This is a genomic window from Klebsiella electrica (assembly GCF_006711645.1).
In the GTDB taxonomy this organism is placed as follows: Bacteria; Pseudomonadota; Gammaproteobacteria; order Enterobacterales; family Enterobacteriaceae; genus Klebsiella; species Klebsiella electrica.
In genome coordinates this window covers 3,599,819-3,611,522 of sequence record NZ_CP041247.1, presented here as the reverse complement: position 1 = coordinate 3,611,522, position 11,704 = coordinate 3,599,819, and the positions used below count along the sequence as shown (strand labels likewise).

8 protein-coding genes are annotated in these 11,704 nt (G+C 59.3%); 1 reads left to right on the top strand and 7 read right to left on the bottom strand.

The window, feature by feature from the left end; all coding sequences use genetic code 11:
- Positions 1-3 precede the first annotated feature (3 nt).
- A complete protein-coding gene (locus Electrica_RS17230) occupies positions 4-1,305 on the bottom strand; it encodes an MFS transporter (RefSeq protein WP_131047734.1) in 1,302 nt (433 codons plus the stop codon).
- A gap of 282 nt (positions 1,306-1,587) precedes the next feature.
- Here Electrica_RS17230 and Electrica_RS17225 point away from each other — a divergent pair, with 282 nt between their 5' ends.
- Positions 1,588-2,679: a LacI family DNA-binding transcriptional regulator gene (locus Electrica_RS17225; protein ID WP_167686281.1), complete on the top strand. Its 1,092-nt coding sequence runs from the start codon at positions 1,588-1,590 to the stop codon at positions 2,677-2,679.
- Here the strand turns inward: Electrica_RS17225 and Electrica_RS17220 are convergent.
- The 6 genes from Electrica_RS17220 to moeA all read right to left on the bottom strand — a co-directional run bounded on the left by Electrica_RS17220 (position 2,676) and on the right by moeA (position 11,500).
- Positions 2,676-3,941 carry a DUF1479 domain-containing protein gene (locus Electrica_RS17220; RefSeq protein ID WP_141965035.1) on the bottom strand — a complete coding sequence of 422 codons (1,266 nt, stop codon included), beginning with the start codon at positions 3,939-3,941 and terminating at the stop codon, positions 2,676-2,678. The genes Electrica_RS17225 and Electrica_RS17220 overlap by 4 nt on opposite strands.
- A gap of 146 nt (positions 3,942-4,087) precedes the next feature.
- The gene (locus Electrica_RS17215; protein WP_141965034.1) at positions 4,088-4,903 is read right to left on the bottom strand and encodes a Cof-type HAD-IIB family hydrolase; all 816 of its coding nucleotides are present in this window, start codon (positions 4,901-4,903) and stop codon (positions 4,088-4,090) included.
- A gap of 1,117 nt (positions 4,904-6,020) precedes the next feature.
- Positions 6,021-8,453: a formate C-acetyltransferase/glycerol dehydratase family glycyl radical enzyme gene (locus Electrica_RS17210; RefSeq protein WP_141965033.1), complete on the bottom strand. Its 2,433-nt coding sequence runs from the start codon at positions 8,451-8,453 to the stop codon at positions 6,021-6,023.
- A 4-nt stretch (positions 8,454-8,457) separates the two neighbouring features.
- Positions 8,458-9,357, bottom strand: coding sequence for a glycyl-radical enzyme activating protein (locus tag Electrica_RS17205; RefSeq protein WP_131047738.1), 900 nt, complete (start codon positions 9,355-9,357; stop codon positions 8,458-8,460).
- 152 nt (positions 9,358-9,509) lie between these two features.
- Positions 9,510-10,265: a molybdopterin-synthase adenylyltransferase MoeB gene (moeB, locus tag Electrica_RS17200; RefSeq protein ID WP_141965032.1), complete on the bottom strand. Its 756-nt coding sequence runs from the start codon at positions 10,263-10,265 to the stop codon at positions 9,510-9,512.
- Positions 10,265-11,500 carry a molybdopterin molybdotransferase MoeA gene (moeA, locus tag Electrica_RS17195; protein ID WP_141965031.1) on the bottom strand — a complete coding sequence of 412 codons (1,236 nt, stop codon included), beginning with the start codon at positions 11,498-11,500 and terminating at the stop codon, positions 10,265-10,267. Before moeA ends, moeB begins: the two co-directional genes overlap by 1 nt.
- Positions 11,501-11,704 lie beyond the last annotated feature (204 nt).

The following is an 11,704-nucleotide window of genomic DNA, read 5'->3' as shown; positions in this document are numbered from 1 at the left end:
TTCTCAGGCGCGTTTGGCGCGACGTTCAGCAATAAATGCCACCAGGAAGAGGGCGCCAATCAGGTCAAAGAACCCCATGGCGATAAACAGCGGGTTGAAGCCGATTTTGTCGGCGGTCACCCCGATTAATAACGAGAACAGGAAGCTGGCAATCCAGGCGGCGGAACCGCGCATCCCGTTGACGGTCGCCATCTGGCCTTTATCAAACGACTCCACCACCAGCGCGCTCAGCATGCAGGAGATAATCTGGTGGCCGAAGCCGCCGATGGAGATCAGCACGATGGTGATGTAGGGGTCGCGGGTGATGGCGACGAGAGCCAGCGAAATCATCAGGAAGGCGCCGGTCACCGAACTGGCGACCACCGAGTTCACACGGGTACAGCCGAACCAGCGGGTGTACAGTCTGGTCAGATAGCCGCTGACGACGCTGCCGAGGTCGGCGGCGAGAAACGGCAGCCAGGCGAACATGGCAATCTGTTTCAGGTCCATTCCGTGCTCTTTAGCGAGGTACAGCGGGACCCAAAAGCTCAGTACCGCCCAGGCCGGCTCGGCCATGAAAGCCGGAATCGCAATACCGTAAAAGCGCTTATTTTTCGAAACGGTTTTTAGCGCCGTGAAGAACGGCAGCTTCACCGCCGGCGGTTCATTGTCCTGACGAATGAAGGTCAGTTCGCTTTTGCCGAGGTTCGGATGTTTTTCAGGATTGTTATAAAACACCCACCACAGCACGACCCACAGCAGCGCCAGTACCCCGGTAAACATAAACGCGCCCTGCCAGCCGAAGGAGGCATGGGCAAAGTAGATAATCGGCGGCGCCAGCATCGCGCCAATCGAGAAGCCGACGCCAGCCCAACCGGCGGCGATCGGACGTTCCGATTTCGGGAACCATTCGCCGATGGTTTTGGCGTTTGCCGGCGTGGCGGCGGCTTCCGCACCGCCCATAAAGAAGCGCAGGATAGCCAGGTGCAGCCAGCTACCGGCACCCGCGTGAGCGATACAGGCAATGGCCCACAGCGTGGCGCAAATCATAAAGCCGAGCTTCAGGCCGATGACGTCGATAAGCCAGCCGCACAGCGGTTGGAAAACGGTGTAGGCCAACTGAAACGCGCCGACAATCCACGAATACTGTTCGGTGGTGATGCCGAGCGAGACTTTCAGTTCCGGGGCGATAATCCCCAGAGAGTTGCGTGTGATGTAGTTGACGGTGACGCCGAGTAAAAAAAGGACCAGCATCCACCAGCGCAGATTTTTTACCACCCGCCGGGATTTGCTGGCGGTGATATCGTTGTTGAGGCCTTGACTCATAGAACTCTCCACAAGATTTTTAATGTAGGGTAATGACCGGCTCGCGCAACGAGTTGTCATACCGGTTCCTGTAATATTTTGAATAATATCGTTTTATTTCTTCTTATATCCGGGTAACTAGTATGGAAGTTATCGGACCAATTCAGGTTAGGCGAGAAAACCGGCGGGCAGTAGCGTTATTTATGAAAGTTTTTTCATAAGATGGCGAAATGCTCACTGAAGAGGCACTCATTTCCTTGGTAATCTGGATTTACAGATGATGAAAATTCTTTCATTTTGAAGATGGAGCTGGATCACAAAATGGATAAAAAGCTAAAAATAGCCGAGATCGCCAGCCGGACCGGGATGTCGGCGAGCACGGTTTCCAGAGTGCTGGCAGGAAAAGCGAACACCAGCGAGAAGGCCCGGCGGGCCGTGCTGACGTGCGCGCGAGAAATGGGGGTGCTGGAAGGCATCGCCGCCGGGCGTATGCTGCTCAATAGCCTGGTGGTCTTTGCGCCGCAGCGGGCGTTTGATGAACGTTCTGATATCTATTACTACCGGGTTATTCAGAGCATCCACCACGCGCTGGCCGCCCATGAGGTGCGCCTGCGAACCTGCGCGCTGGAAGAGAACGACAGCGATGCCAATCAGTTCCTGGCCCGTATGAACGAACCGGAAACCGAAGCGGCGATCCTGCTGGGGATTGACGATCCGCATATTCACGATCTGGCGGTAGATCTGGCGAAACCCTGCGTGCTGCTCAACTGCCGCGACGAAGCGATGCGCCTCTCCTCCATTGCGCCGGATCATCGGCTGATCGGCCAGTTTGCCGCGCAGTATCTGTTTGAGATGGGGCATCAGGCGGTGCTGAATGTGATGTGCCTGCGCCGTTACACCATGGATCTGAGGCTGGCAGGTATCAAAGAGGCCTGGCGGATGCGCAACCTGCATTTCACCGATGGGCGCGACCTGCTTACGGTCGCCAGTTTCAGCGCCAGGGACAGCGAACAGCGGGTGGGGGAGTGGCTCGACGCGCGGGCAGGCAAACCGCTGCCAACGGCCTTTTTGGTCGGCGGAGATTTTATGGTCGCCGGGACGGTGAGCGCGCTGCAAAAGCGCGGGCTGCGAGTGCCGCAGGATATTTCGGTGATGAGTATCGACGGTTTCAACCTGGCCGCCATTCAGGATGTGCCGCTGACTGCGGTCCACGTCCCGCGTGACGAGCTGGGGACGGAAGCGGTGCATCTGCTTCAGCAGCGGCTGATTCGCCCGGATGCGCCGCGCGGCTCGCTGCTGCTGCACGGCACGCTGGTGGTACGGGACTCGGTCAGGCGGATACGCTCCGGTAACCGTCTGACCACGGTTGCGCAGGCCGGACTCTACGACGACTAGACGACGATGCCCAGCGCCCGTTTGCCATGAATATTGAGATCGTCGAGGGTAAAGCGATCCTGCCAGTCGGTCTCATAATCTTCACGAGGGAAGTCACCCGGCGAAGCGCCGTTTTCCAGCGCCAGCTTGACCTTCTGCGCATAGGCGAGGTTTTTCTCGCACATCGGCGCGGCGGGAATGTACATCACATTGCCCCAGCCCTGCTGGTTTTCCACCGGCGCCACCGAGTGGATAACATCGCAGTGCCACCATACCGAATCACCGGCATTGAGCGCCGGGATAGAACTGAGCGCTTTGATCAGCAGCGGATGCCATTTCCCGGAAACCGGCAGCACTTTCCCCGGCGCCACGCCGCACAGCTCATCGTCCGGCACATCGTCCAGCAGCGGGCGCAGCAGAACATACGCCATCGCCTCCGGAATCGGCACTACGTGCAGCAGCCCCTGATCGGGAATCATATCCGAGAGCGCGGTCCAGCCCTGGAAAGTCCGGAAGACGGAGCATTTGGTGGTGTTGTCGACGGTGTACTCTTCGACTTCGGTACGGTGCGCCGCATCCCACGGATCATAGGCATCAATATTGCCGTTAAAGACGTTGGCGAAGACGCGCTGATAGGCCGGCAGCAGCCAGCGCTCCAGCGCGCCGGAATCGGTGTGTGCGCCCAACCCTTTCGAGGTGGTTCCCGGCGGGCGGCGGCGGATGCGATCCGGATAGATAACGCTCACGTCCGGGTCGAACCACTGCTTGCCATCATGGTTAAAGGTCCACAGGCGGTTGAGGAAGGACTGTACGGCCGCCATCTCATCGCTCTGGCGCGCCTGCATCTGCGCCTGTGACCAGTAGATCGGGTAAATCTCCGGGCGTGAAGCGTCAAGTGAGCCGAAGAAGGTATCGCCCGGGCCTTTGTAGACATCGTCGAAATGGTTACGGTCAAGATATTCAAGCATCGCGTTATCCCAGGCCAGCGCCCGTTCACGCGAGAAGTGGCCTTTGATGACCGCGCAGCCGCGACGCTTAATGGCCTCGCGCTGGGCGTCACTGACTTTCCCTTGCGCGATATCGCTGAACGGGATCACCGGCCAGACATCCTCGCCGCGGGCTTTCAACGCCTCAATCTCTTCCAGGCGGGCGCTAATCTTTGCGCTGAGGCGATCGAATACCGCCTGCACATCGCCGATTTGCGCGCACAGATGCTGTTTCATTTGACGAATCGCCGATTTGTGGTCGGCGGGTAATGTTTCGTGGGTGTAGATAGCAGCCATGGTGACCTCATTCAGCTTTCATCTTTCATTCGAAAGTATTAAATCTTACAAACGTTAATTTAGGTTAAATTTAAGTTAATGCAAGTTTAAAAATCAGAGGGGGCGCACAAAATGAAAAAACCGGGACAGGAGGCCCCGGTCAGCGGTCAGCAGGAGAAGGGCGGCGTCTTATCGAGCACGGCCTGAATGACCTTCAGCGCGCCGTGATGGTTGTTATCGTCGGTCGTGTAATCGGCGATAGATTTAATGCTTGCGGCGGCATTGCCCATGGCGAAAGCGTATTTCACCAGCTTCAGCATTTCCGCATCGTTGCCGCTGTCGCCGATGGCGACGCACTCCTGCGGCGAAAGCTGCCAGCGTTTGAGCAGGCGGCTGATGCCGTTCGCTTTATGCAGGCCGGGAATGATTAAATCAACGAAGCCGAAACCGCTGGTCACGGGCTTCATAATGCCATCGAGCGAAACGTGCAGTTTATCGATAAGCTGCGGGATATCGCTATCGGGCAGATTCAGCGAGAATTTGAACAGAGTGTCGTTAATGTTCTGATAATCGCTGATTCGCTGCAGGCGATGATAGTGTTTTGCCATCAGGGCAACGAAAGCGTCGGGCGCCTTGTCGCTGACGTAGGCGCTCTCCAGGCCACAGGCGACGAAGTTCAGCTGGCTGTCTTTCAGCAGCTCGCCAATCACCACCTGGGATTCATGGCGGGTCAGCTCGCCGTGGAACAGCTGTTGGCCGTGTTCGTACACCAGCGCACCGTTCTCGGCGACAAAAGAGATCTGCTCGCGAATTTCCGGGAAAAAAGAGATCAGCTGATAGTACTGGTTGCCGCTGGCGACAACAAATTCAATACCCTGCTGCTGAAGCTGCGCGAACTGCGCGAGAAAACGCGGGCGATCGTACTGCCTGGCGTCATTGAGAAAAGTTCCGTCCATATCGGTGACGATAACTTTAACGGTCATAACAGATGCTCCTGGCTAACTTTGACCAGTAACATTCTAATTACAATGTGACCTGAAGCACAAATTTATTTCGAATGAAAGTTTGCGTTGCCTTATGTGCAGGAGAAAATCCCCGGGTGGCGGCGTAAACGCCTTACCCGGGCTAGGGGTGTGAACCCGTAGCCCGGCTAAGCGCAGCGCCAGCCGGGGGTTTTGCTTGCGGCGGATGTCTGGTACGGGTGATGCTCTCGTCCCCGGGTGGCGGCATAAACGCCTTACCCGGGCTACGGCCCGCAGAGGGCTGTGACCTGTAGCCCGGCTAAGCGCAGCGCCAGCCGGGGGGGTAGTTGCGGCATATGTCCGGTACGGGCGATGCTCTCGTCCCCGGGTGGCGGCATAAACGCCTTACCCGGGCTACGGCCTGCAGAGGGCGGTGAACCCGTAGCCCGGCTAAGCGTAGCGCCAGCCGGGGGTTTTGCTTGCGGCGGATGTCCGGTACGGGCGATGCTCTTTTCCCCGGGTGGCGGCGTAAACGCCTTACCCGGGCTACCGTTCCTCAGAGGGCGGTGAACCCGTAGCCCGGCTAAGCGCAGCGCCAGCCGGGGGTTTTGCTTGCGGCGGATGCCCGGTACGGGCGATATTCTCGTCCCCGGGTGGCGGCGTAAACGCCTTACCCGGGCTACCGTCCCGCAGAGGGGTGTGAACCCGTAGCCCGGCTAAGCGCAGCGCCAGCCGGGGGTTTTGCTTGCGGCGGATGTCCGGTACGGGCGATGCTCTTTTCCCGGGTGGCGGCGTAAATGCCTTACCCGGGCTACGGCCCGCAGAGGGCGGTGAACCCGTAGCCCGGCTAAGCGCAGCGCCAGCCGGGGGTTTTGCTTGCGGCGGATGTCTGGTACGGGCGATGCTCTTGTCCCCGGGTGGCGGCGTAAACGCCTTACCCGGGCTACCTTCCTGCAGAGGGGGGTGAACCCGTAGCCCGGCTAAGCGCAGCGCCAGCCGGGGTTTGCTTGCAGCGGATGTCCGGTACGGGCGATGCTCTTTTCCCCGGGTGGCGGCGTAAACGCCTTACCCGGGCTACCGTTCCTCAGAGGGCGGTGAACCCGTAGCCCGGCTAAGCGCAGCGCCAGCCGGGGGGGACTTACAGCGTATGCTCGGTACGGGCGATGATATCGTCCTGGGCATCCGGCGACAGGGCGGTGAAGAACGCCGAGTATCCCGCTACGCGGACCACTAAATCACGATACTGGTCAGGGTGCTTCTTCGCTTCCAGCAGCGTCTCCCGCGATACGATGTTGTACTGGATATGCCAGCCTTTATGCACTTCGAAGAAGGTACGCAGCAGCACCATTAGTTTCTGCTTATCGGACTCGTTCTCCAGCGTCGCCGGGTTCAGCTTCTGGTTAAGCAGCACGCCGCCGAGAATCGACCCGGTCGGCAGCTTGCCGACGGAGTTGATGACCGCCGTCGGCCCCAGATGGTCGGTCCCGGAAGCCGGGCTGGCCCCTTCCGCCAGCGGCGAGTGCGCTTTACGTCCGTCCGGCGTGGCCATCGTCTGGGCACCAAACGGCACGTTCGCGGAGATGGACGAGGTACCGGCGTAATAGTTGCCGCCGATTGGACCGCGACCATAGCGCGGATTGCGGTACTGCTTCAGCTCATCGATATAGGTCTGGTACGCGCGCGCCAGCAGGGTATCCACGCTGTCATCATCGTTACCGTACTTCGGTGCGCCGTTGATTAAGCGCTGACGCAACTGCTCGTGGGTCAGGCCTTCAAAGTCTTCCGCCAGCGCTTTCGCCAGCTGCTGCTGACCGATTGCCCCCTGCTCAAACACCAGCTTTTTCACGGCGACCAGGCTGTTGCCGAGGTTGGCAATACCGACCTGCAGACCGGAAACCCAATCGTATTTGGCGCCGCCTTGTTTAATGCTCTTCGCCCGCTCGATGCAGTCATCGACCAGCGCCGAGCACAGAATATCGTGGACGTTCTCTTCCAGCATGGTATCGACGACGTACTCAATCTCGATCGATTTGCGCGTGTAGTAGCGGATCTGCGTATCCCAGTCTTCCAGCACCTGCTCGAAGCGGGTGAAGTTGCCTTTCGACAGCGCGTGCTCCTGCGGCAGGAACACCTGGCCGCTGGTGGCGTCGCGGCCGCCTTCCAGGGCAGCGAGCATCACGCGGGCGAAGTTGATAAAGCTCATCCCGGTGCAGCGATAGCCCCACTTGCCGCCGACGGCGGTTTCGATGCAGCCGATAGCCGCGTAGTCGTAGGCATCCTGCGGTTCGATGCCGAGTTTGATGAATTCCGGAATAACGATTTCGTCGTTATTAAACGCCGGCATCCCGAAGCCGCAGCGAATGACCTGGACACAGGCGTCAAGGAAGTCGTTACTCATACCGGCGTGGTAGCGCACGCTGAGGTTCGGCTGGGTGGAGCGCAGACGGCCGCAGGATTCGAGAATCGCCCACGAGAGCGGGTTCACCGCATCCTGCGCCTTGCCGTTCACCAGGTTCTGGCCGCCGATGGTCACGTTCTGGTATAGCGGGCTGCCTGCGGAGGCTTTCGAGTGCGAGCCGGAGCGAATTTTGTTCACTTCCAGCAACTTCAGCCAGCAGCTGTGCAGCAGCTCAATTGCCTGTTCGCGCGCCAGCGACTGTTGCAGCTCGACGTCGCGACGGTAGTACGGGTAGAGGTACTGATCCATGCGGCCGAAGGAGACCGAATGACCGTTGGACTCGATCTGCAAAATGAGCTGAATGAAGTAACACAGCTGTAGCGCCTGCCAGAACGTTTTTGGCGGTTGATGGGCGATAATGTCGCAGTTTTCGGCGATGGCCAGCAGCTCGTCGCGGCGCGTTTCGCGTGTCTCGGCGGCAGCCATGGTACGGGCCAGGCTGGCAAAGCGTCGGCAGTGCTCGCTCACCGCCGCCAGCACGATATCAATCGCTTTGAGGAACTGCTCACCGTGCAAATCTTCCAGCACCGTAAGGTTGATGCGCGAGCGGCGCTCGGCCACTTTGGCGCGCATGCCGTCGAGACCTTTTTCCAGCAACAGCGGATAGTTGACCGCAAGGTGAGCGTCACCGGAGGTCATATTACCTTCCGCTTTAATAATGCCGGTGGCCAGCAGCGCTTTTTGCTCGTCGGTAAACATGCCGTAGCAACGATCCTGCACGGTCTGGCCGCGCCACCACGGGCAGATCGCATGCAGCACCCGCTTGTTCTCTTCGCTGACGGCGAAACCGGCCCCCGGACGATCGGCCAGATCATCGATCTCTTTTTCAATCCAGCTGACGGTATATTCCGGGAAGATCGGCGCGGCGCGGACTTCGCTTGCCTGGTTGCCGACGATCAGCTCGTCGTGTTTGATCCAGATAGTCCGCTCCGCCAGGTGATGGGCCAGCGCCAGCGCGCGGCGTACCGGGACAGGCTTATCCAGATGCTGCTGATAAGCGGCGGTGTAATGCTGCGCGCGCTCGGTGCATACCGGCGGCTTAACGATATGTACCAGCGCCATTTTATGCGCCTGAATGCGAGCGCTCAGCGTATCCAGTTTCAGGGTCGTCATAAGTTTATCCTCGTAAAGTAGCCGTTAAACCTTTGCTCTGAGCATAGTGCTGCGCGAAAGCGAGCAGCTCGGGGGCAGCAAGCGGTTTGTCCGGAGCGGTATAGGGCTGACTGAGTAACTGATATTTGTTCATTCCCAGCGTGTGGTACGGCAGGAAGTGAATCTCCTCGACCTTCAGACGGTCGGCGGCAAAATCGGTGATGGCGGTAATGGCGGCTTCATCGGCATTAAATCCCTGAATCAGCGGCACGCGGATGATGATTTTTTTCCCGGCCTGCGCCACGCGTTGCAGGTTATCCAGTACCCGGCGAGCGCTGCCGTCCGTCCACTGCTTGAAAATCGCTTCGTTCACGTGCTTCAGGTCGGCGAGAAACAGATCTACCCACGGCAGCGAAGGCGCAATATATTTCCACGGCACGTGCAGACAGGTTTCGACGGCGGTGTGAATACCGGCTTCATGACTGGCCCGCAACAGCTGCTGCGCCAGCTCAGGGTTCATAAACGGCTCACCGCCCGAGAGGGTAACGCCGCCGCCGCTGCGGTCGTAGAATGGTTTATCGCGCAGTACCGTGGTCATAATCTCCTCCACCGACTGCTCTTCGCCGCAGACGGTGAGTGCGGTGGTCGGGCAGCATTCGCGCAGCCGCGCATAGTGGTCATCGGTGAGCTTTTCGCGCTGGATAATCAGGCCATCCAGCTTGCGGGTTATCACCTCCGGCGCCGCCTGCTGGCACAGATCGCAGCCGTCGAGACACAGACGAGCGTCATACAGCAGATCCGCCGTGCGGGAACGACTTTCCGGATTCTGACACCAGCGGCAACCCAGCGAGCAGCCTTTAAGGAAGACGACGGTGCGAATTCCCGGGCCGTCGTGGGTTGAATAGCGCTGAATGTTGAAGATCATATCGAGCCCTCTTTCTTCATATGAAGATTAAATTGCTTTCGAATGAAAGTTACCTTGATGCAAATCAACAAGCAGAACGGATACGATCGGGGAGAACAGGGAAAGGTGTCGCGGGTCACAGATTATCCGGCGACGGTCGCCGCCGGGGAAGATTAATGGCTTGCGCACACCTCGCACTGCAGGTTACGCGGTAGCTTCATTTCACGGAACTGGCAGGTCATCGCGTCGTAGATGACGATTTTGCCTGCCGCCGGCGTGCCGTAGCGGCTGAGTACTTTAATCGCTTCCATCGCCTGTAACGCGCCGATGACACCGACCAGCGGCGCCATCACCCCCGCCTCAACGCAGGTGAGGGCATTGTCGCCGAACAGACGACTCAGGCAGCGATAGCACGGCTCTCCCTCCCGCCAGGTAAAAACGCTGATCTGGCCTTCCATGCGAATCGCCGCGCCGGAAACCAGCGGCGTTTTGTGGCGGAAACAGCCGGCGTTAAGCTGGTTGCGGATAGCGACGTTATCGGTACAGTCGAGCACCAGGTCATGGGCGGCGATCTGCGCCCACAAGGCCTCTTCTTCCAGCACAGCATTCAGCGTCGTGAGCTGTACGTGCGGGTTGATGCGTGCCAGCGCGTCGCGCGCGGAGTCGACCTTCGGCTGACCGAGGGTCGCATCGCTGTGCAGCGTCTGGCGCTGCAGGTTGGAGAGCGACACGGTGTCGAAATCCAGCAGCGTGAGCTGACCGACGCCCGCTGCCGCCAGATACTGTGCCGCCGCGCAGCCGAGCCCGCCGAGGCCAACCACCAGCACCCGCGAGGCTTTCAGCCGCTCCTGGCCGTCAAAGTCGAAATCGCGCAGGATGATTTGACGGTTGTAGCGCAGCATCTCCTCATCGCTCAGTTCGACCGCCATTACAGCCCCCCGAACAGATGGTTAAAGGGTTCGACTTCAACCCATTCGCCTGCTTCAACGGCGCCGCGTTCGCGTTCAAGGACGATAAAACAGTTGCCGATACTGAAAGAACTGAAGATATGCGACCCCTGATGACCGGTCGATTCAACCACCAGTTCACCGTCCGGATTGCGTCGCAGCACGCCGCGCTGGAAGTCGAGACGGCCCGGGGATTTCTTCAGCCGCGTAGCGGCGCGAACGCGCAGGCGCATCGGCTGAGCCTGGCCGCTGTTACCCGCCAGTTTTGCCAGCAGCGGCTGCACCAACTGATAGAAGGTGAGGGTGGCGGACACCGGATTACCCGGCAGGCCGCAAAACCAGCTGTTGCTCAGTTTTCCGAAGGCAAAAGGTTTACCCGGCTTGATGGCCAGCTTCCAGAAGCCGATTTCGCCCAGCTCTTCGAGTATCGTTTTGGTGTAGTCCGCTTCGCCGACGGAGACGCCACCGGAGCTAATCACCACGTCAGCCTGCCGGTCGGCCTCGATAAACGCCTCGCGCAGTCGGGCCGGGTCGTCAGGGATGATGCCGAGGTTAATCACCTCGCAGCCCAGTTGCTCCAGCATCAGATGGACGGCGAGGCGGTTGGTATCGTAAATTTGCCCGTCGCCCAGCGGCTGGCCCGGCAGCTGCAGTTCATCCCCGGTCGAGAACACCGCGACGCGCACTTTGCGCACCACCGCAACCTCGGCAATTCCCAGCGAAGCGAGCACCGGCAGTTCGGCGACGGTAAGCGGGGTTCCTGCCGGGAAGACCACGGCGCCATCGGCGATATCTTCCCCACGGCGGCGAATGTTTTGCCCGGCTTTGACCGGCGCGACGAAGCGGATGCCCTCTTCGCTCTGCTCCGTCTCTTCCTGCATCACCACCGCGTCGCAGCCTGGCGGAACCGGCGCCCCGGTCATGATGCGAATACAGCTTCCCGCAGGCCAGAGCGCGTGGAACGGCTGTCCGGCGAACGCTTTACCCGCAACCGGCAGCGCCGCGCCGTCGGCGAGGTCGGCCAGACGGACGGCATACCCGTCCATCGCCGAGTTATCAAACCCCGGGACGTCCAGCGGCGAAATGAGATCATGGGCGGTTACGCGCGAAAAGGCCTGCAACAGCGGGACGGTTTCCACCGCGCTGAGCGGTGTAATTCGATTGAGCATCTGAGTCAGGGCTGTGTCGAGCGGCATCAGTCCGGCGGTAAAATCCATGGGCTTCTCCTGCGGGCAAATCATCGAAAACACCTATTATGACAGAAAAGCGCTGACGGCTATATGCCTCCACGGTACGGGGTTTACACCGCACCCGGCGTTTTCTATATTCAAAAATTGTATAGGACAGTCAGCACGATAATGATATTTATACATAAAATCATCCTCGATACGTCAGGAGTACAGCTGGAAAAGAGCGGGTTA

Excerpts from the sequence above, each read along its gene's own strand:
- Electrica_RS17230 (WP_131047734.1), bottom strand. The coding sequence starts at position 1,305 with ATGAGTCAAGGCCTCAACAACGATATCACCGCCAGCAAATCCCGGCGG.
- Electrica_RS17225 (WP_167686281.1), top strand. The coding sequence starts at position 1,588 with ATGGAGCTGGATCACAAAATGGATAAAAAGCTAAAAATAGCCGAGATC.
- Electrica_RS17220 (WP_141965035.1), bottom strand. The coding sequence starts at position 3,941 with ATGGCTGCTATCTACACCCACGAAACATTACCCGCCGACCACAAATCG.
- Electrica_RS17215 (WP_141965034.1), bottom strand. The coding sequence starts at position 4,903 with ATGACCGTTAAAGTTATCGTCACCGATATGGACGGAACTTTTCTCAAT.
- Electrica_RS17210 (WP_141965033.1), bottom strand. The coding sequence starts at position 8,453 with ATGACGACCCTGAAACTGGATACGCTGAGCGCTCGCATTCAGGCGCAT.
- Electrica_RS17205 (WP_131047738.1), bottom strand. The coding sequence starts at position 9,357 with ATGATCTTCAACATTCAGCGCTATTCAACCCACGACGGCCCGGGAATT.
- moeB (WP_141965032.1), bottom strand. The coding sequence starts at position 10,265 with ATGGCGGTCGAACTGAGCGATGAGGAGATGCTGCGCTACAACCGTCAA.
- moeA (WP_141965031.1), bottom strand. The coding sequence starts at position 11,500 with ATGGATTTTACCGCCGGACTGATGCCGCTCGACACAGCCCTGACTCAG.